Source organism: Methylocapsa aurea, assembly GCF_000746085.1.
In the GTDB taxonomy this organism is placed as follows: Bacteria; Pseudomonadota; Alphaproteobacteria; order Rhizobiales; family Beijerinckiaceae; genus Methylocapsa; species Methylocapsa aurea.
This window is the reverse complement of the sequence record NZ_JQKO01000015.1, coordinates 59,634-83,877: the sequence shown is the minus strand read 5'-3', so window position 1 is coordinate 83,877 and position 24,244 is coordinate 59,634. Positions and strand designations below refer to the sequence as shown.

23 protein-coding genes are annotated in these 24,244 nt (G+C 60.9%); 12 read left to right on the top strand and 11 right to left on the bottom strand.

Annotated features, from left to right (window positions below):
* Window positions 1-13: 13 nt before the first annotated feature.
* The 4 genes from DL86_RS20710 to DL86_RS11780 form a co-directional block, all read right to left on the bottom strand.
* The gene (locus tag DL86_RS20710; protein ID WP_280948994.1) at window positions 14-1,171 is read right to left on the bottom strand and encodes an adenylate/guanylate cyclase domain-containing protein; all 1,158 of its coding nucleotides are present in this window, start codon (window positions 1,169-1,171) and stop codon (window positions 14-16) included.
* Between the two features lie 7 nt (window positions 1,172-1,178).
* A complete protein-coding gene (locus DL86_RS19845) occupies window positions 1,179-1,355 on the bottom strand; it encodes a response regulator (RefSeq protein WP_156964610.1) in 177 nt (58 codons plus the stop codon).
* Window positions 1,352-3,703 (bottom strand): sensor histidine kinase, encoded by a 2,352-nt coding sequence (locus tag DL86_RS11785; protein ID WP_245276348.1) that lies wholly within the window; start codon window positions 3,701-3,703, stop codon window positions 1,352-1,354. Before DL86_RS11785 ends, DL86_RS19845 begins: the two co-directional genes overlap by 4 nt.
* 249 nt (window positions 3,704-3,952) lie before the next feature.
* Window positions 3,953-4,324, bottom strand: a complete 372-nt coding sequence (locus DL86_RS11780) for a DUF2147 domain-containing protein (protein ID WP_036261596.1) — start codon at window positions 4,322-4,324, stop codon at window positions 3,953-3,955.
* Between the two features lie 383 nt (window positions 4,325-4,707).
* On the opposite strand from DL86_RS11780, the gene DL86_RS11775 reads away from it, so the two are divergent.
* From DL86_RS11775 to DL86_RS11765, 3 genes are all read left to right on the top strand, one after another.
* The gene (locus DL86_RS11775; RefSeq protein ID WP_202899198.1) at window positions 4,708-5,427 is read left to right on the top strand and encodes a Pr6Pr family membrane protein; all 720 of its coding nucleotides are present in this window, start codon (window positions 4,708-4,710) and stop codon (window positions 5,425-5,427) included.
* Window positions 5,428-5,463: 36 nt separating this feature from the next.
* The gene (locus DL86_RS11770) at window positions 5,464-6,447 is read left to right on the top strand and encodes a bifunctional 5,10-methylenetetrahydrofolate dehydrogenase/5,10-methenyltetrahydrofolate cyclohydrolase (RefSeq protein ID WP_084572873.1); all 984 of its coding nucleotides are present in this window, start codon (window positions 5,464-5,466) and stop codon (window positions 6,445-6,447) included.
* A gap of 185 nt (window positions 6,448-6,632) precedes the next feature.
* The gene (locus DL86_RS11765; RefSeq protein WP_036261594.1) at window positions 6,633-8,141 is read left to right on the top strand and encodes a Wzz/FepE/Etk N-terminal domain-containing protein; all 1,509 of its coding nucleotides are present in this window, start codon (window positions 6,633-6,635) and stop codon (window positions 8,139-8,141) included.
* 12 nt (window positions 8,142-8,153) lie between these two features.
* Here the strand turns inward: DL86_RS11765 and DL86_RS11760 are convergent, their stop codons facing one another.
* A complete protein-coding gene (locus DL86_RS11760; RefSeq protein ID WP_036261660.1) occupies window positions 8,154-8,363 on the bottom strand; it encodes a DUF2842 domain-containing protein in 210 nt (69 codons plus the stop codon).
* Window positions 8,364-8,467: 104 nt separating this feature from the next.
* Between DL86_RS11760 and DL86_RS11755 the strand changes: the two genes are divergently transcribed.
* Window positions 8,468-9,553: a COX15/CtaA family protein gene (locus tag DL86_RS11755; protein ID WP_036261591.1), complete on the top strand. Its 1,086-nt coding sequence runs from the start codon at window positions 8,468-8,470 to the stop codon at window positions 9,551-9,553.
* Window positions 9,554-9,557: 4 nt separating this feature from the next.
* On the opposite strand, the gene DL86_RS11750 is transcribed toward DL86_RS11755, so the two are convergent.
* Complete coding sequence (locus DL86_RS11750; RefSeq protein ID WP_051953261.1) at window positions 9,558-10,655, bottom strand: aminotransferase class V-fold PLP-dependent enzyme; 1,098 nt, start codon at window positions 10,653-10,655, stop codon at window positions 9,558-9,560.
* A gap of 156 nt (window positions 10,656-10,811) precedes the next feature.
* Window positions 10,812-11,264, bottom strand: a complete 453-nt coding sequence (locus DL86_RS11745; protein WP_036261657.1) for a CoA-binding protein — start codon at window positions 11,262-11,264, stop codon at window positions 10,812-10,814.
* A gap of 262 nt (window positions 11,265-11,526) precedes the next feature.
* Here DL86_RS11745 and rplM point away from each other — a divergent pair, with 262 nt between their 5' ends.
* The 4 genes from rplM to DL86_RS20345 all read left to right on the top strand — a co-directional run bounded on the left by rplM (window position 11,527) and on the right by DL86_RS20345 (window position 13,992).
* On the top strand, window positions 11,527-11,997 hold the full coding sequence (gene rplM, locus DL86_RS11740) for a 50S ribosomal protein L13 (RefSeq protein ID WP_036261655.1): 471 nt from the start codon (window positions 11,527-11,529) through the stop codon (window positions 11,995-11,997).
* A 2-nt stretch (window positions 11,998-11,999) separates the two neighbouring features.
* The gene (gene rpsI / locus DL86_RS11735) at window positions 12,000-12,476 is read left to right on the top strand and encodes a 30S ribosomal protein S9 (protein WP_036261588.1); all 477 of its coding nucleotides are present in this window, start codon (window positions 12,000-12,002) and stop codon (window positions 12,474-12,476) included.
* Between the two features lie 80 nt (window positions 12,477-12,556).
* Window positions 12,557-13,483, top strand: a complete 927-nt coding sequence (gene argC, locus DL86_RS11730) for an N-acetyl-gamma-glutamyl-phosphate reductase (RefSeq protein ID WP_036261586.1) — start codon at window positions 12,557-12,559, stop codon at window positions 13,481-13,483.
* 41 nt (window positions 13,484-13,524) lie between these two features.
* Window positions 13,525-13,992: a hypothetical protein gene (locus tag DL86_RS20345; RefSeq protein ID WP_156964609.1), complete on the top strand. Its 468-nt coding sequence runs from the start codon at window positions 13,525-13,527 to the stop codon at window positions 13,990-13,992.
* Between the two features lie 124 nt (window positions 13,993-14,116).
* Here the strand turns inward: DL86_RS20345 and DL86_RS11720 are convergent, their stop codons facing one another.
* Entirely contained in the window at window positions 14,117-16,186 is a 2,070-nt protein-coding gene (locus DL86_RS11720) for a PHA/PHB synthase family protein (protein WP_084572871.1), read from the bottom strand.
* 398 nt (window positions 16,187-16,584) lie between these two features.
* Here DL86_RS11720 and DL86_RS11710 point away from each other — a divergent pair, with 398 nt between their 5' ends.
* The 3 genes from DL86_RS11710 to DL86_RS19835 all read left to right on the top strand — a co-directional run bounded on the left by DL86_RS11710 (window position 16,585) and on the right by DL86_RS19835 (window position 19,190).
* Window positions 16,585-16,995, top strand: coding sequence for a hypothetical protein (locus DL86_RS11710; protein ID WP_036261577.1), 411 nt, complete (start codon window positions 16,585-16,587; stop codon window positions 16,993-16,995).
* Window positions 16,996-17,111: 116 nt separating this feature from the next.
* Window positions 17,112-18,284 carry a phosphoribosylamine--glycine ligase gene (locus DL86_RS11705; protein ID WP_036261576.1) on the top strand — a complete coding sequence of 391 codons (1,173 nt, stop codon included), beginning with the start codon at window positions 17,112-17,114 and terminating at the stop codon, window positions 18,282-18,284.
* A gap of 717 nt (window positions 18,285-19,001) precedes the next feature.
* Complete coding sequence (locus DL86_RS19835) at window positions 19,002-19,190, top strand: hypothetical protein (protein ID WP_156964608.1); 189 nt, start codon at window positions 19,002-19,004, stop codon at window positions 19,188-19,190.
* Between the two features lie 116 nt (window positions 19,191-19,306).
* Here the strand turns inward: DL86_RS19835 and DL86_RS11695 are convergent, their stop codons facing one another.
* From DL86_RS11695 to DL86_RS11685, 3 genes are all read right to left on the bottom strand, one after another.
* Window positions 19,307-19,768, bottom strand: coding sequence for an SRPBCC family protein (locus tag DL86_RS11695; protein ID WP_036261571.1), 462 nt, complete (start codon window positions 19,766-19,768; stop codon window positions 19,307-19,309).
* Window positions 19,769-20,104: 336 nt separating this feature from the next.
* Complete coding sequence (bioD, locus tag DL86_RS11690; protein WP_036261568.1) at window positions 20,105-20,779, bottom strand: dethiobiotin synthase; 675 nt, start codon at window positions 20,777-20,779, stop codon at window positions 20,105-20,107.
* Complete coding sequence (locus DL86_RS11685; RefSeq protein WP_036261565.1) at window positions 20,761-21,954, bottom strand: aminotransferase class I/II-fold pyridoxal phosphate-dependent enzyme; 1,194 nt, start codon at window positions 21,952-21,954, stop codon at window positions 20,761-20,763. The genes bioD and DL86_RS11685 overlap by 19 nt, the downstream gene beginning before the upstream one ends.
* A 290-nt stretch (window positions 21,955-22,244) precedes the next feature.
* On the opposite strand from DL86_RS11685, the gene DL86_RS11680 reads away from it, so the two are divergent.
* Window positions 22,245-24,224, top strand: a complete 1,980-nt coding sequence (locus DL86_RS11680; RefSeq protein ID WP_036261562.1) for a restriction endonuclease — start codon at window positions 22,245-22,247, stop codon at window positions 24,222-24,224.
* Window positions 24,225-24,244: the final 20 nt, after the last annotated feature.

Below are 24,244 nucleotides of genomic sequence, written 5' to 3'. Positions count from 1 at the left end.
GGCTGTTCCTATTTTAAGAAGGATGGGCGGAGAGGCCGAGAATCTCATATGCCTCGACCGGCCGCCGGAATCCTTTCAAGCTGATTGGCGCCAGCGGGCGCGTTTCGAACAAGCCCTCGACGGCGTTGAAGGCCTTCGCCTCGACGAGGATCTGACCGGACTTGGCTTCATCGCAGAGGCGGGAGGCGAGATTGGTGACGCTGCCGACAGCGGAATAATCGAAGCGCCGCTCGAAGCCGATCCGGCCCAAGGTTGCATAGCCGAGCGCGACGCCGATTCCAAAACCCAATTCATGCCCGCGCTTGCGCCAAATCTGGGCAAGCTGAGCGATGCTTTCCCGCATGTCCAGCGCCATCCTGATCGCGCGTTCGGCATGGTCGGGGCAGGGCAGCGGATCGTTGAACAAGGTCAGGAGCCCATCGCCGGCGAAACGTTCGAGCGTCCCTTCATAGCGGTCTATGTGGCTGCCCAAGGTCTGATGATATTCGTTCAATACCTTCATGACCTCCTCGGGCTCGGCGATTTCGGTGAAGGCGGTGAAGCCGCGAAGGTCGCAGAACAGCACCGTGATTTCGCGCCGGTGGCTTTCGAGAAGGTTTTCGGATTGGCCGCTGGCGGCGACGAGATCGGCGATCTGCGGCGATAAGAAACGCTTGAGACGGCTGATCCGCTCGATCTCGCCGACTTGCTCGGCCACCCGCTTTTCAAGCATCGCGTTCCACGCGGCCATCTCCCTTGTCTGCTCGGCAAGCTTGGCGGCCTGGTCCTGAACGGTGTCGTGCAGCGCCTTGATCCGCAGCATCGAGCGCACCCGCGCGACGAGGGCGCTCTGATCGAAAGGCTTGGTCAGGTAGTCGTCGGCGCCGGCGTCAAGGCCCGCGACGATGTCGGTCCGATCCGCCCTGGCGGTGAGCAGGATCACCGGGATGAAGCCGAGGCTCTCATCGCGCTTCAACTCCTTCAGGACGGAGACGCCATCGAGTTTGGGCATCATGATGTCGAGAAGAATGAGATCAGGCTGGAGCGCGCGCGCCTTGGCGAGGCCTTCCTCGCCATCGGCCGCGGTGACGACGTCGTAGCCATGCGCCGCGAGCCGCATGGTGACGATTTCGAGATTTTCCGGAACGTCGTCGACGGCCAGGATGCGCGGCGGACTGTGCAAACGCTTCACCCTTGTTTCATGAAAGATGTTCGCGAATCCGGGCGAGGATCGCGCGGGTGCTCAAAGCTTCGCCACACACGCCCGCATCGCCGTCGGTCGCCTGAAGCAGTTCGAATCCGGCATTGGCCAGAAGGTCGCGGAGGATCTGCGGGTTGTCAAAGGCATCCTCGACGAAAAAAATGCGCTTGCTCATGCGGCGGCCTTTTGCTGATCGACGCGGATCGGAAGAACGATGGAGAAGATCGATCCAGCGCCCGGCGCCGAGGCGACCTTAATCGAGCCGCCATGCATTTCTATGAAGCGTTTGCTGATCGACAGGCCAAGCCCGGTGCCGCCCTTCTGCCGGGTGCTTGTATCGTCGCCTTGCTGGAAGGCTTCGAATATGCGCGCCTGATCTTCCGGCGCGATGCCGGGACCGGTGTCTTCGATGGTAAGTTCGAACTGCTCGCCGATTGCGCGGGCGCAAACCGTCACGCCGCCAGCGTCGGTGAATTTGATCGCATTGCTGATGATGTTCAAAAGCACTTGCGTCAAGCGCCGCTCGTCGCCGCGTCCGAGCGGAAGCGGCTCGCCGATGTCTTGTTTGATGACAAGATTTTTCGCATGGGCGAGCGCATAGGTCGTGGCGATCACCTGTTCGATGACATTGCGCATCGAATATTCGTCGAGGACCAATGATAGCTCGCCTGCCTCGAGCTTGGAGAGATCGAGCACGTCGTTGATGAGGCCGAGAAGATGCGCGCCATTGCTCTGCACGCGTTCGAGAACCTGCCGCGCGCGCTCGGGTATGTCGCCATAGAGGCCGTCTTGCAAGAGTTCGGCGTAGCCCAGGATCGCGTTGAGCGGCGTGCGCAATTCGTGGCTCATATTGGCGAAGAATCGCGATTGATGCTCGCTGGCGATGGCGAGTTGCCTGCCATTTTCCTCGACCTGCCGGAACAGCCGCGCATTATGCATGGCGAGGACGGATTGATGCGCGAAAGTTTGCATCAATCCGATCTTATTGGCGGCGAAGCGCCCTGGGGCGCGGCTCTCCACAAGGAGCGCGCCGAGAACGCCATCTGACCCGATGAGCGGAACAACCAGCGCGGATCGGAAGCCGGCGGCCAGCGTCGCGGCCTTCAACGGAAATCCATCGACCTCCTTGATTTCGGGGATCTGCACCGCCCTGCCATGTTGCGCGACTTCGCCGAGCAGGCCTTCCAGGCGGGTCAGCTTGACTTCGCGCAGCGCGCTGACGAAAGAAGGATCGAGTCCATGCGCTTCGGCGAGGTGGAAACAGTTGCGCTCGCGATCAAAGCTATAAATAGCGCCGCCATCGGCTTCGGCGAGTTCGACCGCCCGCGTCAGGATTGTTGCTAGGACTTCGTTGAGTTCGAGCGAGGCGGCCAGGGCCCGGCCGACTTCCTCCAGCGCCTTCAGTTCGCGCACGGATTGGGCGAGATCGCGGGTTCGATCCTCGACCTTTTGTTCAAGCCGCGCGTAGAACTCGCGCAATTGCCCCGCCATGTGATTGAATTCATCGGCCAGGATCTCGATCTCATCGCCGGTATGGACCTTGATTTCCTGGTTGAAGTCGCCGGCGGCGAGGCGCGAGGCGCCGGCCTGCACGGCGCGGATTGGCACGGTCATTCTCCGGGCGAGCAGCATCCCGGCGCCAACGCAGAGAACCAGGCCGAGGCCAAACAGCCAGCTGAGGCGCAGGAGGAGGTCGAAGACCGGCCCAAGCGCCTGCGCGTGCGGCTGTTCGACGAACAGCAGCCAGTTCATGCGCGGGCTTGACGCCGCCGAGGTGAGGACGGTGTGCGCCTCGAGGTCTTTGCCGATGTCGATCGGCGCTCCGTTGTTCTTGAACGCCGCCACTTGCGGCAAGTTCGACATGTCGAGATTTCGCGGCACGAGACTGCTGTCGGTATGCGCGATGAGCATTCCATCCGCCGTCGTCATATAGGCCGAAACGCCAGCGCCCGCCTGAATGCCGTTCAGGATATCCGACAGAAACTTGAGCTCGATGTCGGCGACCGTGACGCCGGCTTTCTTGCCCGCATGCACCATCGCGACCTGCATGCGCGGCCCGCTCGAGGAGGATTTGACGGGGCCGAACCACGCCGCGTCCTGCTGCGCCTCTCGGAAGGCTTCCGTCAGGGTCCAGTCATCGCCATCGCCGAGGGAGACATTGTCGCGCGTGACGCTGATCAATTCCTTTCCGTCGCTGCTGATTTGGGTGATTTCGGCGATGCCCGGCGTATGTTCGAGGATCAGGCCATAATCGTTCCGGCGTTGGTCGAGGGAGACGGCGCTGGCGCGCGTCGCCCAGCTGATCTGCCGTTCGATCTCGGCGATGAACTGCTCGACCCTCCGCGCCGCCGCCTCGGCTTTCTCGCTCTGGCCGCGCAGGATCATGGCCTTGGTGTCGCGGTAGGTGATCCATATGTCGACCGCGCTGCTGATCGTCAGCACGAACACCACCAGCCCGACAAAGGAGGCGACATATTTGCCGAAAAGACTGCGCCGTCGAAACGGACCTATGGGAGACGTCACCAGGGCCGGCTCCATTCGCCTCGCGCGGATTGCGCGGCCAGATCATAAACTGTCATATTCGCGGCCAGAGCAGTAGCGCGTTTTTCGTCGCCGCCGGCAAGTGAAGACGGCGGAGAGCAATGCGAAAGCGCCGCCTTTTTTGAGTGAGTCGAGGGGGAGTGCAACTTCGACCGTAGGGAATGCGGTATTTTTTAAGGGGGCCGCCGCCTGCTTGGCTGGCAAACGCCATCCGCCCGCGACCCGAAAGCCTTATTTCAGGCGCGACCATTCCTGACCGCCGCAGATCAGGCCGCCGGCGACGCACCCTTCCACCTTGAGAGTCCGCTCGCCGTGGAGCGAAATCCGCCCGACATATTTCTGGCCGTCCCTGGCGTTGACGATTGAACCGGTCCAGACGCCGCCATGCGGCTTCATGCCGATGATCACCGGCCTGCCGACTAAATTTCCCAGGTCTCTATCTCCTTGGCCCTTCGACCAGGACACATGGCCGCAAAGATTGCCGCCGCAGTTCTCGATCGCCACATGCGCCGTCCCGTCGGCGATGCGCCACTCCCCCGCCGGACCGGCGAAGGCCGCGCCGGAAAGGCATGAAAGCGCGGCGGCGATCGAGAGGGGCTTCATAGTGTCTCCTTGTGCGTTCGGGCTTGGGGCGTGCGGGAGGCGGAACGCCAATCCTTTGAATCTGGGCGCCGGCTTTCGATCAGATGAGTCCATCCGATCGCTTAACGCTCTGGCGGATTTGATCCTGCCGATTCATCGGGCCAATAAGTGTGAGCTTTGGCACATCGGGCGATCCTTGGACGCCTCTTTTCCTCAATTGGGCCCATTTTCTGGAAATCGCGCCGGCCGCGTAGAGCATCTCTGTCTGAATCCAAGCTGCTTTGGCCCGGTCGCGCACGATCGCGTTAGATTTGGCGGTTGGCCATGGCTTTTTGATTTCACGGAACCATTTCTCCTTTGAAACATCTTTGAAACAAATGTGAACTCAATCGCGGAGGGTCATTATGTATGGCTTTTCTGACGTAAAGACTGCTGTCAAAGTTTCAAGCACACTCAACATCAATCGCATCTGCGCCGCCGCCCTCGCAATGCTGGGATGGTTTGCCTTGACCGTTCAAATGGGCTTCGACATACAGGAGGCTCTTATAAAAAATGCTTCGGTTGTCGGCGGCCTCATCCATTATTTCAGTTTCTTCACCATCCAGACCAATATGCTCGTGGCCCTCCTGCTCACGATTTCGCTTGTGCGGCCACAAACCGATCAATTTTTATTGAGGCCGAGCGTGAAGTCCGCGCTGGCAAACTATATTGTCATCGTTGGCGTGGTCTATGCTCTTCTTCTTCGTGGCCTATGGGATCCCCAAGGGTTGCAATTGGTCGCTGATCGGCTCTTGCACGACGCGATTCCGCTTCTCTACCCGCTGTACTGGCTTATTTTTCTGCCAAAGGGGACATTGCGCTGGATTGATCCGGTGGTGTGGTTGATCTATCCGCTCCTCTACTTCTTTTATATCCTGCTGCGCGGCGCGGTCTTCGGCATTTATCCTTATCCCTTTGTCGATGTCGCTACGCTTGGCTATGGCGGAGTTTCGATCAACGCGATGGTCTTCCTCGCAGCCTTCTTCGGATTGGGCGTGATGTTCGCCGCGATAGACCGCATTCTTGGAGGACGGAACGCTTGCGTCGAAGCCGACTTGGCAGAGCGCTCGAACTCTGACAAATAGTCCGCTATCCTCACCTGGAACTTCAAAGGACTCCGAATGGCTCTCGCGCAGACCGACCCGACGACGCATCCCAATGAACAAGGCGTCTTGCGCCCCTCGGGCAGCAGGGCCGTTCTGATCGACGGCAAACGGGCTTCCGAAGAGGTGGTGGCGAAGATCTCGGAAGCCGCGCGCGGTCTTGCCGCACAGGGCTTGAAGCCCGGTCTCGCCGTCATCCTCGTCGGCGAGGACCCGGCGAGCCAGGTTTACGTCAAGTCCAAGGGCAAGGCCGCCGTCGCCTGCGGCTTTCATTCAGTGCAATATGATCTCGCCGCGACGACGAGCGAGGCGGAACTGCTCGCCCTCATTCAAAAGCTGAATGCCGATCAAGCGATCCACGGCATTCTTCTGCAATTGCCCTTGCCCGGGCGGCTGGATCCGACCCGCGTCATCGAGGCGATTTCTCCATCGAAGGATGTCGATGGCCTCCACCCCGTCAATTCCGGCCTGCTCGCGATCGGCGATCTTTCGCGCGCGCTGATACCTTGCACGCCCGCCGGCAGCATGGTCCTCTTGGACAAGGCCGCTAAGGCGCTCGGCGTGGATCTGTCCGGCAGCGAAGCGGTCGTCGTCGGCCGCTCCAATCTGGTCGGAAAGCCGATCGCCCAATTGCTGCTTGGCCGCAACGCGACCGTGACCATCGCCCATTCGCGCACGCGCGATCTTCCGGCGACGGTCGCCCGGGCCGATATTCTCATCGCGGCGGTCGGCCGTCCGGAAATGATTCGCGGCGCCTGGATCAAGCCCGGCGCCTTGGTGATCGACGTCGGCATCAACCGCGTGGCGGGCGAAGGCCAGGATGCGTCGGGCCACCCCAAAACCCGGCTCGTCGGCGACGTGGCTTTCACCGAGGCGCTCGATCGCGCCGCCGCGATCACGCCGGTCCCCGGCGGCGTTGGTCCGATGACGATTGCGATGCTGATGGAAAATACCTTGCGCGCGGCGACCAGGATCGCCGGGCTCGGGGAGCCTAGCCTTTAGCGCTTCTTCGCATGAAGCAAAGACATGCTTCAAGAGACATGCGCCAAGCCAAAGCTGGACTGATTCGAAGCTGAACTGAATTCGGTCCAGCGCTTGCCGCGATCGCCAAAGGCTGCGCGCCCGCCGTTAACCTAACCGAAACCTTAACGTCGTCTAATAGCCACGTTAGGATTCGGGAGTCTGCAATGGACTGGCGGGACTGGGACGAGCCGCGAAGGGAGCGCTCCTCAGAACGCGATTTCGGCGCGATGCGCGAGGCGCTCGCGGCCTTGCGATGGCGGCTGATCGCCGTCACGCTGTCGGTCCTGTTTCTAATTGGCGCCTTTCTGATGCTGGCGACCCCAAAATATCGGGCCGAAGCGCAGGTTTTTATCAGCGCCAAGTCGAGCCCGGCCAATTTCGACAGCTACGCCGGGGAACGCGCCGCCGTCAAGGGCCAGGCGCAGCTCGTCGCTTCTCGCGATCTCGCGCGCCGCGCCATCAAAGAGCTCGGCATGGCGGCATGGCCCGAATTTGATCCCCTGGCCGACGGCCTGGGGATTGTCCCGCGCACGCTCGTTTTTCTGGGGCTCATGCGCGACCCGGCGCGCACGAGCTTGGACGAACGGATTTTGAAATCCTACGAAGAGCGCCTGAGCGTCAGCGCGCCGCCAAACGCGCGGATCGTCACCATCGCGTTCCAGTCCGAAGATAGCGACCTTGCGGCAAAAGCCGCCAACAAGATCGCCGATCTCTATTTGGAGATGCGTTCGGCCGCAAATCTTGCTGGCGACGGCGAGCCCGATGCGCGCATCGTCTCGCGCGCGATGGCGCCCGGGCTGGCGCTGTTTCCAGACAAGTCCTTGCTCCTTGCCTTTGGAGCGGCGGCGGCTTTTGTCACGGTTTTCGCCGCCTTTGGCGCGCGCGCGTTCCAGCGCGCCGGCGCATCCGCTCTGGTCGAAGCGCCGGTGGAGCAGCCGCGCGCGCTCGGGCGGATGCCGGTTTTCGCCCGACTTAAAGACGAGGCGAAGCAAGATCAGCAAGAGCAGCAATCGCGGACATTTGAGGCGGCGAGCCGCGCCGAGGCCGATCAGGCGGAGGCGGTGTCGGACATCGCCGAGCGAATCTTGTCGGCTCGCCGCGCCGCTGCGCAAGGCGCGCGCATCGTGGTCACGAGTCTTTCCGCCGCAGGCGCCGCGCCGCAGACGATGCGGGCGCTTGGACGTCTTCTTGGACAAGAAGGGCGCTCGATCGTCATTGGCCTCGACAAAGCGAATGCGCCCGATTTCTGGCGGCGCCCGGCGGATGCGCCGAGGCCGGAGGCGGCTTTTGCTTCCGGCGAACTGAACTTGAGCGATCTTCTCTCCGGACGAGCCTCCTTCGCCGAGGTCATTCGCCGCGACCCCGCCTCCCGGCTTCATTTCGTTCCCGCCCCGGCCGAGGCGGCGATCGACTTGCAAGAATTCGCTGGAGTCGTCGAGACTTTAGCGCGGACCTATGACTTCATCCTCCTGATCGCTCCCCCATTCGATCAGGACGACATGGCCAAGACCCTCGCCGCCAAAGCGGATTTCGTCGTGCTTTCGGCGCCGCCGCCGCGCGAAAGCGCCGCTGGCGCGGCCAGGACCGAGTTGATCGAATGCGGCGCGCAGGAAGTCCTCGTCATTGGACTGCCTGCGCCATCACGCTTGAGCTTAGGCCAGGACGCGGCCTGAGCGCCGTCGCCATCAAGGGTCGGGCTTTTCCATCCATTTGATCAAGGGCATCAATGGCAGGATCCAGGCGATGCCGAGCGCGGCATAGAAAATCCCCTGAATAAGCGCGGAGGCGTTCTGGATCGGGCGCGCTTGCGCCAAAGCCATGGCGATCAGCGCATAGACCAGCACGAATCCGACCATCACAACCGCGCCGATGAATTTGCGGGTCCGGCGGGGCATGTCTTCTCCTTGTTCGGATTGCGGCATGCCGCGCATGGACATTTCGGCCATCATGGCCTTATGTCCGCGCTTCGATCAATCATCAATGCTTTTGAGGTCACAGCATGTTCGGGCCGCTCTATGATCCGGCCGCGCATGGCGCGGCGCCGTCGGCTCACGCCCGAAAAGCCAATCGCGCCGTGGCGATCTGGCTGTGGAGCCTCGCCGCGCTCGTGTTTTTGATGGTCGTCGTCGGCGGCGCGACGAGGCTGACCGAATCGGGTCTTTCCATCACCCAATGGAAGCCGTTGTCGGGCGTCATTCCCCCTTTGAGCGAGGCGGATTGGCTGGCGGAATTCGAAAATTACAAAAAAATTCCGCAATATTCCGCGGTTTTTCCAAATATGGATCTTAGCGGCTTCAAGGTCATCTTCTTCTGGGAATGGAGCCATCGGCTTCTGGGTCGCCTGATCGGCCTCGCCACCCTTCTGCCCCTGATCTATTTCTGGGCGAAGGGGCTTCTTCCTTTGGGGATGAAATCAAAGCTCCTTGGCCTGCTGGCGCTTGGCGGGCTGCAAGGCTTTGTCGGCTGGTGGATGGTCGAATCCGGGCTTGCCGGCCGCATCGAAGTCGCTCAGGAGCGGCTGGCGATCCATCTGCTGCTTGCCTCGCTGACCTTTGGCATACTGGTATGGCTTGCCGCTTCGCTAAAAACGCGTCCGGCCGAACTCGATGAATCGATCTTGCCGGGCCTCAAATGGTTCGCCGGCGCCGGCGTCTTGCTGGTGCTGCTGCAAATCGGGCTTGGCGCTCTCGTCGCCGGTCTGCGGGCGGGGCGGGCTTTCAACACGTGGCCGCTGATTGACGGATATTTTGTGCCGCCGCTCGAAAAACTCGCCCTGCTGGAGCCACTCTGGCGCAATTTTCTCGACAATCTATTGATGGTGCAATTCCAGCACCGGATGCTCGCCTATGCGCTTCTGGTTTTCGCCTTGGCGCAGGCTTTCTGGACTTGGCGCGCGGCGGCTGCGAGCCGGGCGCTGCGGCGCGCCCTGGCTCTGGTTGGATTGATCGCGGCGCAAGCTGGCATAGGGATCGCGGCGCTTGTCCTTGTCGTGCCGCTCTGGGCAGGGCTGGCGCATCAGGCTTTCGCGATGATCGTCTTGGCGATGGCGGTCGCCCATGCGCAAGCGCTGACGCAGGCGCGTTAAATTCTCACGTCGCCAGCGCCTGATCGAGATCGGCGATAAGGTCCTTTTTGTCCTCGATGCCGATCGAGAGCCGGACAGCGCTGGGCGACAGCGTCGTCGAGGCCAGATGGACCGCGAGCGAGCGCGCGCCGCCGACCTCCGCGCAACGGGAGAACAGGTTCAGCCGCCGCACCAGCGCGCCGCCGGCCGCCTCGCCGCTCCGCAGGCCGAAGGCGACAACCGCGCCTGCGCCATCGGGGCAATATTTTTGCGCGAGCTCGTGATAGCGATCGCCCTGGAGCGCCGGATAGGCCACCCAGCGAACCGCGCGATGGCCGGCGAGGCATTCCGCGACAGCCATCGCATTTTCGCAATGGCGCTGCATCCGCAACGGCAGAGTCTCGATGCCGGAGAGCGTCAAGAAGGCGTCGAAGGGCGAGAGCGCGGCGCCAAAATCGCGCAGCCCTAGCATCCGGCAGGCGACCGCGAAGCTGAAGTTGCCGAAAGCCTGGCCCAACACCATGCCGTCATATTCCGGCCTCGGCGCCGCGAGCATCGGGTAGCGCTGGTCCTGCAGCCAGTCGAAACCGCCGCCGTCGATGACGAGGCCGCCCGCGCAATGGCCGTGACCGCCGAGAAGTTTCGCCGACGAATGCACGACGATGTCGGCGCCATGCTCGATCGGACGAATCAGGTAGGGCGTCGCCAGCGCATTATCGACAACAAGTGGAATCCGCGCCGCTTTCGCTATTTGCGCGATGGCTTCTATATCGGCGATCGCGCCACTCCGATGGGCGATCGATTCGATGAAGATTGCCTTGGTTTTTGGACCGATCGCCGCCGCGAAGGCCGAAGGGTCGTCGGGGGAGGCCGATGTGACCCCCCAACCGAAACTCTTGAACGCATGGCTCAACGGACCTATCGAGCCTCCGTCAAGCTTGTTGGCGGCGACAATGTCCTCGCCGGGCGCCATGAGCATATGGAAGACCAGCAATTGCGCCGCGCGCCCGGACGCGGCCGCCACCGCCGCGACTCCGCCCTCGAGCGCGGCAATTCTTTCCTCAAGCGCGCTGACCGGGTTCATCATGCCTGGGCCCAACAAGCGGCGGGCGTGAATCGCCATCGTGGAGAAGCCGGGAGCGGCGCTGTTCCTCATGTTGCGGGACCCTTTCGGGCTAGAGCATGACGCCGAAAAGCTGCAGACTTTTTGGACCAACATCATGCGTTAAAAACAAAGAGTTAGAGTGTGGAATGCGAGTCATCTCGGACGCATCCCGCTCTAATGATCGCCTACCGACAGGCGACCATGTTCGATCTTGGGGCAGCGGTTCATCACCACTTTGACGCCAAGCGCCTGGGCCCTTGCGGCGGCCGCGTCGTCGCGCACGCCAATCTGCATCCAGATCGCCAACGGAAGAGGCGCGAGCGCCAGCGCCTCGTCGACGACTCCGCCGGCGGCGTCGGAATTGCGGAAAATATCGACCATGTCGATGGGTTCGGGAACATCGGCGAGGCTCTTGAAGCAAGACGCGCCATGGATGGTCTGTCCGACAAGGGCTGGGTTGACGCCAATGACATGATAGCCCTGGGTCAATAGATAGGCGAAGACGCCGAACGACGGCCTTGCTGGATTGGCGGAGGCGCCGACCAGCGCGATGGTTTTAACCCGCGTCAGAATATCGCGCAGGAACGCGTCGGGATAAACCAAGGTCTTGGGATCGTCATCGCTCATCGGCTTATCCATGCGTCGTTTCAGGCGAGAAATCCATCTCATAGGGCATCGCCGGACAACGCCAGCGAGAATCCTTGGGGAGGGGCCAGAACTTGGAGACGCCGATTTACGGTATTATAATACCGCATAGTACAAGTGATTGGTTCTTTTGTAATTAAGGCCCTTGACCTCCATCAATTGGGCGCCTAAAACCAGCGCCGACGAATGGCGAGGCCCGCGCGACGACGGCGCCCCTTGCGCCGATGACCGATGGAGCCGTTTCATGTTCGGCAAGACTTATTCCGCCAAGGCGGCGGATATTCAGAAAAAATGGGTGGTGATCGACGCCAATGGGCTTGTCGTCGGCCGCCTCGCCACGCTGATCGCCTTACGGCTGCGCGGCAAGCATAAGCCGACCTTCACGCCGCATATGGACGATGGCGACAATATCATCGTCATCAATGCCGAAAAGGTGGTTCTGACCGGGCGCAAGCGCGACCAGAAGGTTTATTATCACCATACCGGCTATCCGGGCGGCATCAAGGAACGGACCGCCAAGTTCATCCTCGACGGCCGGTTCCCTGAGCGCGTCGTCGAAAAGGCGGTGGAGCGCATGCTTCCGCGTGGGCCGCTCGGCCGCCAGCAGCTCGGCAATCTTCGCGTTTACAAGGGCGCGGAGCATCCTCACGCAGCACAGCAGCCGGTGACGCTCGATGTGGCGAGTCTCAACCGCAAGAACGCGAGGCTCGTCTGACAATGACCGGAACTTTATCTTCGCTTCAGGATCTGAAGGGCGCGACGCCCCCGGCCGAGGCTGCGCCGCAATATGTCCAAAAGCTCGATCCGCAAGGGCGCGCCTATGCCACGGGCAAGCGCAAGGATGCGGTGGCGCGGGTTTGGATCAAGCCGGGCGCCGGCAAGGTCACGGTGAACGGGCGCGCGCTCGAAGTTTACTTCGCTCGCCCCGTGCTGCGCATGATCCTCCAACAGCCGCTCGGCGTCGCCAAGCGCGTCGATCAATATGATCTGACGGTCACCGTCGCAGGCGGCGGCCTCTCGGGGCAGGCTGGCGCGGTGCGCCACGGCCTGTCCAAGGCGCTGGTCAATTTCGAGCCGGAACTGCGCGGCGTGCTCAAGAAGGAAGGTTTCCTGACCCGTGACTCGCGCGTCGTCGAACGCAAGAAATACGGCAAGAAGAAAGCCCGCCGGAGCTTCCAGTTCTCGAAACGTTGACGCGTCATTTCGCGCCGGTTCAAGATCAAGGCGGCCACTGGCCGCCTTTTTCTTAAACTCAACCGCCATTCGAGGGTCCCATGGCCGTCACCGGGAAAATCTTCATCGACGGCGAAGCCGGAACGACGGGGCTCGGCATCAGCGCGCGTCTCGACGGACGCCCTGAAATCCTCCGCATGAGCTTGCCGCCGGAGCGGCGCAAGGACGCCGGCGCCAAGAGAGCGCTGCTGGAGGCGGTCGACATCGTCATTTTGTGTTTGCCTGATGACGCGGCGCGCGAAACGGTCGCGCTCGCGGCGAGTTTGGGCGACAAGGCGCCGCGCATTCTCGACGCGTCGACAGCGCATCGCGTCGCCGACGGATGGACCTATGGCTTCCCTGAGCTCAGCCCCGCTCAGCCTGAGGCGATCAGGACGGCGCGGCTCGTGTCCAATCCCGGTTGCTACGCGACTGGAGCGATCGCGCTTCTGCGCCCTTTGGTCGACGCCGGCCTTCTGTCGGCCGATCATCCGGTGGCGATCAACGCCGTGTCCGGCTATTCCGGCGGCGGCAAGGCGATGATCGCCGACTATGAGCGCGGCGCCGCCCCCGCTTTCGAGGCCTATGCGCTCGGCCTTGAACATAAGCATTTGGCTGAAATTCAGCGCTATGGCGGTCTGGAGCGCCGCCCGATCTTCGCGCCCTCCGTCGGCAATTTCGCCCAAGGCATGCTGGTCAGCGCGCCGATTTTTCTTGACGATTTGCCGGGGAGGCCCAAGGGTGCCGATCTCCAAGCCGCGCTCGCCGCCCATTATGCCGCGAGCCGGTTTGTGCGCGTCATGCCGGCGGAGGCGTCAGGCAAGATCGAGCCGCAATCCCTCAACGGGACCAATGATCTCGAACTGCGGGTTTTCTTCAACGAGACGCGCCGTCACGCCGTTCTCGTCGCCAAGCTCGACAATCTCGGCAAGGGCGCCTCCGGCGCGGCGCTGCAGAATCTGGACTTGATGCTGGCGCGCAGCGCTTGAAGTCAACGGTCTTGAAGAGAGATTGGCGATCGCGTTTCCTGTTGCTGGCCGCCTCGCCCCGAAGCGCTTTCGCGCATGGTGCGACGAAATATGACGGCCGTTCGCCGGATAAATTCGTTGCAAAACCTTCATCAATATGGTTTCGACGGGTTAGCTGCTATGTGCCGATGCAGTTTCCAGATCCAAAAAACCGGCAGAGGAGGATTCGCATGATGGAAGTCATTTCACGGGGAACGAGCAATGTCGGTTCGCGCGATGCGCGCGGGCTCTTCGGTCGGCTGCTGTCAGGGCGTCAGATGAAAATGCTTGCAGCTGGTCTCTTGTTGGCCGGCGGCCTCAGTCTTGCCAACGGCTCCTATGCTCAGGCGCAATCGAGCGGGGCGGCGGCTCAGTCCGGCGATTGCACTGAAAAATGCGCGAAGGCAAAAGAGCAGTGCTATCAGGACGGCAGCACCGACGAATATTGCACCTATGAATTGAACGTGTGCAAGAAAGCCTGCGGTAAATAGCAGCGCGACGTCTCGAACCGCTCTATGCGTGCTTCGACAAATTCAATGAACAAGGAGACCCTTTGGCTGAAAAAGCCAAGGGGTCAAAAATGGGTTCGCATGCATCGCGCGGCGGCCCAGGGCGTCAGTGGCGGATGCGCACATATTCGCCGGGCGCATCGCAAATCGGAGCCAACGCGCCGTCTCCGGGCTGCCGCGCCGGGACTTTTTCTGGCGATTGCCGCGTGATCCATTCGATCCAGTCGGCCCACCAGCTACCTTTGTGTTCGATCGCAGTCATGAGCCAGTCTTCGAACGCGCCGCTCGGGGACTCGCCAAGCCAATATTGATATTTTGGCTTGCTGACCGGATTGACGACGCCGGCGATATGGCCCGATCCCGCGAGCACGTAGCGGACGTCGCCGCCAAATAATTTGGCGCCGATGAAAACCGAACGCGCTGGCGCGATGTGATCCTCCCGCGTCGCGAGATGATAGACGGGCAGCGTGATCTTGGCGAGATCAAGGGTCTTGCCGCCGAAAACCGCCTTGCCTTTCGCCAGCCGGTTTTCGAGATAGCAGTGGCGCAGATAGGCGAGATGATTGGCGGCCGGCATCCGCGTCGAATCCGAGTTCCACGCCAGAAGATCGAAGGCGAGCGGCGCCTTGCCCTTCATGTAATTATTGACGACATAGGACCAGATGAGATCGTCGGGCCGGAGCATATTGAACGAAGCCTCCATGGCCGACGCGTCGAGATAGCCTGTCGCCGCCATCTTGCTTTCCAAGTCGCGGAGGTGATCCTCGTCGACAAAGATCTTGAGATCGCCGGCTTGGCTGAAATCGGTCTGAGTCGTGAAGAATGAGGCGCTTTCGATCCGGTCATCGCCCAGTTCCGCCATATAGGCGAGGGTCATGGCGAGCAGGGTTCCGCCGATGCAATAGCCGATCGCGGACACCTTCTTCTCGCCGGTGGCCTGTTCGATGGCCTCGAGCGCGGCGAGAATGCCTTCGCGCATATAATCTTCGAAGCCCTTGTCGCGATGGCGCGCGTCGGGATTGACCCAGGAGACGATGAAAACCGTGAGGCCTTGCGAGACGGCCCAGCGCACGAAGCTCTTTTCCGGGCTAAGATCAAGGATATAGAATTTGTTGATCCAGGGCGGGATGATCAGCAAGGGCCGCTTGTAGACCGCATCGGTCGTCGGCGCATATTGGATCAATTCGATGAGATCGTTGCGATAGATGACCTTGCCGGGCGTCGTCGCGAGATTGACGCCGACTTCGAATTTCGACGAATCGACGCGGCTGATCTTGAGCATGCCTTTGCCGGCTTCGATGTCGCGCGCCAAAAAAGAGGCGCCGCGGACAAGATTGTCGCCATTTGTGGCCCAGGTTTCCTTGAGGATCTCGGGATTGGTCGCAAAAAAATTCGAAGGCGAAAGGGCGCTCGAAATCTGGCGCAGGTAGAATTTCGCCTTGTCGCGGACATGGGGATCGAGCTCGTCCGTGCGATCGACGAGGTCGTTCGCCCAATGCGAGCCTATGGCGTGGGCCTGTCGCAGAAAATCGAAGAAGGGACTCTCCCGCCATTCCGGCGCGGCGAATCTTTTGTCGGTCGGGTCATAGGGGACGATCGGATCCTCGAAGCCGCCCGAAAGCCGCCGCAAAGTATGCCCCCAAAGAGCGAGAAAATTGGTCGCCAGGGTGGATTGCGCTTCGAGGCTTTTGGCGGGATCGTTCAGCCAATATTCGGCGACGCGGCCAAGCGAGCGAACCGCATCGGCGACCTCCACCGAAAGGTCGCTCTTGACCTCCCCGGCCTCGGGCGGCCTGAGGCAGGCGGCGAGCGCCTTGCCGCCTTGTTCCACCAACCGCGCCATGTTGTAGGAGAGGCGCTCGAAATCCGGCTTGCCGGCTCCATTAGTTTCGCTTGCGGTTTTCGCGATGGCGGGCGGCAATGCTTTGTCCGCCGGCTCTTTGGCGGGCAATTCCTTAGGAGACGTTTCCTTAGCGGGCGAATGACTGGTGGGCAAGTCACTCGCGCCATCAGCCGGCAAATCCTCGCGCGGTTCGTTCGCCGCTTCCAGCGCCTGCGCATCATTGCCTATCGATGACGTCGCTTCGGCCCGCTTTTTCTCGTTCTTGGCGGCAGCGCGGGTCTTGCTCCGGCGCCTTCCGTTCGCACCAAGGCGCTGGGTCGTTCTCGCGCTCATGGGTTTTTCCACTGTCCTATTTTAGATATTTCCGAAGGAGGGTCTGGGGGAAGGATGGGCTTTGGCCCTGAAGAATTCAACGTAACAGAACCATTTTCAGGCGCGCTCGCGCATTCGAAGCGGGGCTATTGATCTGTTCATCGCCTGAACCTTGTCCATCCGCGCGGCGAAGGCGCTTGCCGCGCCATTTTTCAAGGCGATTGAAGTTTAGCGCATTTTCCAGGAAAATGCCCAGCAAAATGCATTGAATCAATCGGCTGAGGCGCCGTCCCGCCGCCCTGATACGCCACAGGCGAGCTGGCGCCCAAAAGAGGCGTCCCGCTTCCGACACAATAATCTCTTATCCTGAAAATAGGCAATTAAACCTGAGATATGATGCCAAGGCTTGGCGCGGCCGAATGAAACGAATCCAATTTCGCCCGCAATGGGCCAGAGTTGTCCTCCGGTTCGCGCTGGCGGGAGCCATGCTTTGCGCCGCGCCTGCCCTCCATGCGCAGGACGGACAAAAGACAGGCGGTTCGCCGCTCGACACCATTTTGCGGTCGCGATTAAAGGCCGATGTGCCAGAGGCGAAGGACTTCGTCCGCCAATCGCGCCGCTCCGGCGAGGCTCCCGAGCCCCAGCCGGCGATCGGAAGCGATCCGAAGCGGCCCTCGCCCAGAACTAAGGCCGAACTCGAGGACCTGCGGAGCGAACTTGAAAGCGCCGCCGCCAGCAATGAAGCCAGGGCCGGACGGCGAAAGCCCTTGAAGGCGGCGCCTGCGCCCACTGCCCAAAAAGCCAAGGTCGAGAAGGCTCTCGCAGACTAAGTCCGGCGGAGCAACGCGGAAAATGCGTGATGCCGTGGCCCGGTTCATGTATGCCCTCGAACGCAGGTCCTCGAAGATGGGGGATGGCGGCCGGCTTGCCGATTGAGGGGAGAGCAATGAGAGTTTTGGTGATAGGCGATGGCGCGCGCGAACATGCGTTGTGCTGGAAGCTCGTGGAATCGCCTCTCGTCGATGAGCTTTATTGTGCGCCGGGGAGCGGCGGCGTCGCCAATCTCGCTGAATGCGTGCCGATTTCGATGGGCGCGCTGCAAACCATTTTGAGCTATTGCGATGATAACGAAGTCGAATTTGTCATCGTCGATTCTCTGCTGGCCATTGAGAACGGCCTGGTCGACATGTTGAACCGCAATGGCTATCCGGCCTTTGGGCCGGATATGGGCGGGATCAAGCTCGAAGTCTCGAAAGGTTTTGCGAAGGATTTTTGCCAGCGCCACGCGATCCCAACCGCGCGTTTCGCAAAATTCTCCGATCCGGATGCGGCTCGCCGCTATTTGAGCGAGACGGGCCTGCCCGCGGTCATCAAGTCGGATCGCAGCGTCGATGGCGCGAAAGTCTCGATCTGTCGGACCAAGGAAGAGGCCGGGGCGGCGATCGCCGCGCGACTGGCCCGGGCGGGCGATGAGGTGATCGTCGAGGAGTTCCTGACCGGCGATGAAGTCGGCTTCTCCGTCATCACTGATGGCAATGTCGTGCTTCCGCTCACGTCGACGACGCCGAATTGGGATGGCGAGACGCCGCCTTCCGCGCCCGGCTGCCTATCGCCCGCGCCGACGGTGACGCCCGCGGTCGAGCAAGAGATCGTCGATCGGATTTTCATACCGACGGTCGAGCAGATGAAAGCCGAACGCAGAATGTGCAAAGGCGCGCTCAGCGCCAAGATCATGCTGACGGGCGAAGGGCCAAAGCTGCTCGATTACAAAGTCCGCTTCTCCGATCCCGAATGGCAGGCGATCATGCTGCGCGTGAAGGGCGACATCATGCCGGCGCTGATCTCCTCCTTCGATGAGATGCTCTATCGTTTCAACCCGTTCCGGTGGCACGACGAATCCGCTGCGGTGCTCGTCATTACGACTGATGGAAGCGTCGATCCGCAGCAGATCAACGCCGCGATCGACGCGGCCGAAGAGGCCGATGGGGATATCGTCGTGTTCCAATCCTATCAGGATCGCGAGCTTGGCGTGACGGCGGGCGGCGCGGATCTCGCCGATATGCGCAATCGTCTGCGCGCCGCCGCCGCGCGAATTGAGAAAGTGCTGGCGATCGCCTGAGAAACTGGTTGCCGCCGCTTCAAGGCGGATCGACGCGTCCGGCCGAGCGATAGGGGTCCCATAACCCTGCGGCCGGCGACGCGCCTTGTGGTCTTGGCTAGACCTTATTTCTTATGCGCCCAATTTCTTATGCGCCCAAGAATCCTCATGCGCTGAAGAGCGCTTTGCGCCGGCATCGAGCGATCGAGTCCCTATGGCGGGCAGGCGCGCGCCTTGCGCATATTCCAAACAGATTGGTTCAATCTGTTCGACGAGAATATGCTCAGACTCTTAAACACTGGAGCGATTTCTGATCGATCGAATGACTCCCTTCGATCGGAAAGCGCTCTAGTTTCTCATCCCCAGCGTCGCCTGGGCCTTCGCCGCTGTCCGCAACGCCTTCGACAGCGGCCCTAAACGGGCAGGGGCGCGAGCGGCGTCATGACAATTTGCCGCACCCCTTGCGCTGGGAAAGTTGGCCATCCACATAAATAGCATTCGCTCAATTGTCAGGAGGTCTTGGTGAGCTCAGTATCCATACAATCAAAGGATGACAAAGGAACGTACATTAACAAGATAGTTAATGTCATTGTCGTTGCGGTCCCAATTATCGCTATATTCGTCGTTCTACTGTTGAGCGGCGGCGAAAAAACGGATTCGCGTTTGACAACCGGAGAATGGCAGCAAACCACAGATAATGCGCGTCATATCGTTTTTAGAACCGGAAACTCGATCGCCATGACCTCTCCGTCGGCGTCGGGGGCATGGGAGGAAGGCAGCTTTACGCCCAATATCGACGGGATGGTGACGGTCGATATGAAGGACGGCAAGCGTTATGCGATCACCTTCCGGGAATTTACCCCCAACCAGTTCGACCTCCAGGACCGGCAGACAGGCGGCGTAACCGTCTATAAGAAAATGCAGTAAAACGCTGGCGCCTTTCTGCCCTATATTTCTTTAGGCTTGATTCCCGAGCATAATATCGGGTTCTCGAACCCTTTAACGGCGGGGCCGGGTAACGGAGCTTAGCGGCGCTGGCGCCGCTATTCGTCAAAATCGGGAATCATCTTGTTCAATGTCCGCACCACGCTCTGAGCGCCTTTGTTCATGGCCTCATAGCAACCGTTCGATTCTTCACTGGTGTCGAAACCATCGTGATCGAATCGGACATGCGTGCCGCCGTCCGCATTGGGCGCGATGGTCCAGGTGGCCATCGTGTCGATATAGCGTCCGAAGCTTTTGAGTTCAGGGTGGCCGCCCTTCCAAGTGTAAGAGATTTTCTGCAGTTCTTCGACGTCGAGGACCTGACATTGAAACTCGCCATCCCAGCGCTCGATCGGGCGGCTGCGGAAGGTGAATTTATGGCCGAATTCCGGCACCAGATCGTTCTTCATGAACCAGAGGGCGATGCATTCCGAGTCCGTCAGGGCGCGCCAAACTTTCTCCACCGGATAGGGCATGTCCGCTTCCACGACGATGGAGCGCTTTTGTTCTGTTTCCGTCACGTCCGTCTCCTTTAGAAACCTCCGAGGCCGGCGCACAGGCAGGGGCGCCGGACCGCGGTGAAAAACTGCTGTTGGCGTCGCTTGCCTAGAGCGCTTTCCGATCGAATGGAGTCATTTGATCGATCAGAAACCGCTCCAGTGTTAAAGTGTCTGAGCTTATTCCGAACAGATTGAACCAATCTGTTCGGAATAAGCTCTAGGATTTTTAATTCTGCATCATCCCGAAAACCGGGGCCACTTTTCGAAAATGATGCTTGGGCCTGACGCCAAACCGCGCGGCGCTGCGCCTTCTTTCCCTAGGCATGTTTTATGCCATTGGTTGGAGGCGCGCGGTCTCTACAGCAGTTCGGCCAATTGCTCGAAAACCTCGCCGCCCTGCGCCGCAGGCGATTGATGGGGCAAGGTCAACAGCGGCGCTTGCGTGAAATGAGCGAGTGTCGTCGCTATGGCGCCGAGGGCGACGCTCGAGCCCGGGGTCTCGCTGATCACGATGGCGCGCACGTCGAGATTGCGGCGGAGCAGCGCGTCGAGCCCGGTCAGAATATGGCTGATCGCGCCAAGATAGCTGCCGCCGACGAAGATCAGCGGAAGGCCAAGCCCCACCATCAGGTCCAGCACGGTATGGCGATCGTCGAGCGGGACCATGAGTCCGCCGACCCCTTCGATCAGCAAGAGGCCATCGGTCCGCGCAATCGCCGCTTGGCAGAAATCGATCAATTCTTGGAACGCGATCGCGCGGCCTTCCGCCTGCGCCGCCATATCCGGCGACAGGGGCGCACGAAAGCGCCAAGGCGAGATCCGCGCGAATTCCTCCTCCGTCATGGCTCGCCCGAGCGCGTCGAGGAGAATGGCGGGATCGCTGCCTGATGGGGAGCCCGGATTGAAGCCGCTGACCACCGGCTTCAAGGCGTCGACAGGCTGTCCCCGCCGCCGCAAAAGACGGACGAGCCCCGCTGCGACATAGGTCTTGCCGACATCCGTTCCTGCCCCGGTTATGAAGATCGCGGGCATGGCGTTTCGCTTTGGCGCGTGGGGGCGAGGTCGGCGCAACGCCGCACCGCGTCAGCAAGGCGAATAATGTCTTCGTCCGCATGGCCGGCGGTGAAGGCGAAGCGCAGCCGGGCCGTTCCTTCGGGAACTGTCGGCGGCCGGATCGGCGTGACGAGAAAGCCCTTTTCCTCCAAGCGGCGCGAGGCTTCCAAGGCTGCCTCCGGCGCGCCGACAATGAGCGGAACGATGGGGCTTTGCGCCTCTTGGAGGCCGAGCAGGGAGGTGAAGAGGCGCGCCTTGGCGAGCGGCCTTTTGGTCAGTTCGGGGTCGCTCTCGATGATGTCCAAGGCCGCGATCGCGGCGCCCGCCATGGCCGGTGGCAGGCCGGTTGAATAAACGAGCGTGCGAGCGCGGGTCTTCATCAGGTCGATGACTGGCGCCGAAGCGCAGAGATAGCCGCCATAGGCGCCAATCGCCTTGGACAACGTGCCCATTTGCAAAGGAACCAGCGCTTCGGGCCCCGCGGCGAAGGCCGAGCCGCGCCCATTGCCGATCACGCCGAGGCCATGGGCGTCATCGGCCATCAGCCAGACGTCGAACGCGGCGCAAAGCGCGGCGAGATCGCGCAAGGGCGCAAGATCGCCATCCATGGAAAATACCCCATCGGTGAGAAGCAAGGCATGGCGAAACTGGCCGCGCTCGCGGGCGAGCAAGTCCTCGGCGTGAGCTGTGTCATTATGGCGGAAGGTCAGGGTTTTGGCGGGCGACAATTGCGCCCCGGCCCAAAGGCAGGCATGGGCAAGTTCGTCGATCAGAATGAGGTCTCCAGAGCCGGCGAGGGTCGGGACGATCCCGGCATTGGCGAGATAGCCTGAACCAAAAACGCAACAGGCCGGCGTCCCCTTGAGCCGCGCAAGGCGGGACTCGAGCTCGGTGAGCAAGGGATGATTGCCGGTGACGAGCCGCGAAGCGCCGGCGCCGACGCCATAGAGCGCGATCGCCTGGCAAGCCGCCGCCTTGAGCGCCGGATGATGGCTGAGGTTCAGATAATCATTGCAGGAGAACGACAAAAGGCGCCGCCGGCCGCGCGCGATGTAGAGACCGTCCTCGCGGGCGCTTTCGACCAATGTGCGGCGCAGGCTCGCGCGGTCAAGCTCGGCGAGTTTGTTTGAAGCGAAGTCGTCGAGGGAGCGCATCGGGTTTCCGGTAGTGTTTTAGGTTGAATTTCAGTTTCCGACCCAACCTCGTCGCTCCAAGACCAGCTTCCGACTCTCCGGAGCAGTCGTTTAGCCTGCGAGGGGCCTATCGCGCCGACCTGGCTTCGATTTCTCCGATCGGAGGCAGACCGGCGTTGCTCACGCTTAACCACCCTCCCGAACGTCCGCTCTCGAGAAACTTCAACCTATCGCCGACCAGCGTTCATCGGCTATCTTTTAATATATAGGCGACCACTGACCCTTGACCCACCGCATTTCGGACGACCACCTTGTATTTTTCAGCTCTCAAGACTGCGATCCAGCATCTCGAAGAAAAGCGGTTCTACGACGTCGCGCTCATGTACCTTGAGCAGCGCGGCTATCAAGATCTCAGCATCGTCGATGGCGCCGGAGATGGCGGGCGTGATGTGGTTTGTTCGCGTGGAGACCTTCGTATTCAGCTGAGCGTCCGGAAGGACTGGGAGACGAAGATCAACGACGAGGCATTAAAGACGCTTGAGGCTGGAAAACGCCACCTCATCTTCGTTACGAACCGGCCAATTGGGCCGGAGGCTGAGCAGAAGTTCCTTGACACCCAATACAAGGGGAAGGGGCATATCGACCTCACGATCGCTGATTTGCGCAGGGTCTCCACCGCGCTCTCTCGACCAGGCGTCATTCGACGGTCATATGAAATGCTCGGCATGGCGGTGCCGCTGGAGCTTCATGCTGACCCAAAGGACATAGCGATCAGTACGGTGCTCCTGTTTTCGCAGGAGGCTCGAGAGCTTCGCGACGAAGTCATCGAAGCCAATCTCCGGGCGCAACTCCTGAGGCGACCGGACACATCGGAGACGGAGCTTATTCAGCAGGTCGCCACAGCAATTCCTGGTGAGAACGTTGATCGCGCGGCTAAGTCTGCCCTGACGCGCCTCCGAATAGCCGGGCGCGTGCAGAAAGCGGCAAATGGGCTCCGGTTGAGTGAGGGGGAGCTGCTGGTTATGCAGGCCGCAGAAACTGAGTTTCTTGCTGCTCGCAAGGCCGACGTGGCGGCCCTGACCGAGGTGACCGGGTTGGAGAGCGAAGCCGCTGAAAGGCTGCTGGACATCGCGCTCGAACTTCTCGTACGGAACCGCGATCTCGATGGTCAGGGGCCCTTGGAAACGTCCTTAAGCAGCCTCCTCGCTGGGCATGGGCTGAGTCGCAAGCGGTCTGCGGTCTACGACGCGTTGGCGGCGACCGCCACCGCCCGATTGAGGCAGTACGGCGTGACGGTTGATCAGATATTCTCGACGAACTCCTTTGACATCTATCGCGCCTTGGGGCGTCGAACGGACTTATGCATGGTCCTAGACGCAAGCGTCGCGATGCCAGTCTTGTTCGGCTTGGCGTTTGTCGAAGCTAAGTCGCGGTACGGTTTGGCCGCCACCGCCCTGAAGCGGGCGTGCGATGCGCACGGCATTAAGATGGTCGTGCCGCGGGTCTACCTCAATGAAATGGCGGCCCACGGCCAGGGAGCCCTCGAACGGTTGGAGATCTATAATTCGCTACCGGTTGAGGCGCGCGAGACACTTCGTGCCTCAGAGAACGCCTACATCAGCCACTACACACACATTGCCGAGACCCTGAGGCAGAAGGGCGACAAACTCGACCTAAAGCAGTTTCTCGGGTACTTCGGCATCTCGCCGGGAAAATCTCTGAATTCGATTGAGAACAGAATAGAATCAATTCTTGATCAGCAGAATATCAAGATTATCGCAGATGGCGCTTACCACCAGGATATCCGCAATCGGATTCAGGAAAAGAGGCTATATCATCCAAAGAGACTGATCGATCACGACGCAATCGTTGTGACGATGCTGAAGGACATGGACCAGAAGGGCTTTGTCCTCGCCACCTGGGATAAGGTCATCATCGATTTGGTGGAGGAACTCGCACGTGTCTACGCGGACACGCCGGCACGAGTGATCGACTTCCTATCCATGGCAACCGGTGAGGATTTCGAATGCGAGCAAAGCTATGAGCTCATGACTACGTTGCTGCATATAGATGAGCGCGCGGCGGCGCCCCTCGCGCAAAAGATCGACCAAATCCGCTCCGTCGAGCAGGCTTACAAACTTGACGCGTTCATTCGCGAAGCGCGAGAGCACAAGGGCAAAACATGGTCGCTTAGCCCGCAGGACCTCATGCTCTTTATCGATATGACCGAACAGGGGGGCGATCGGGAGGAAAGCGCTTCCAGCTCGCGCAATCTGGCCGAATCGGAGTGAACGAGACCGAGTAAAATAGA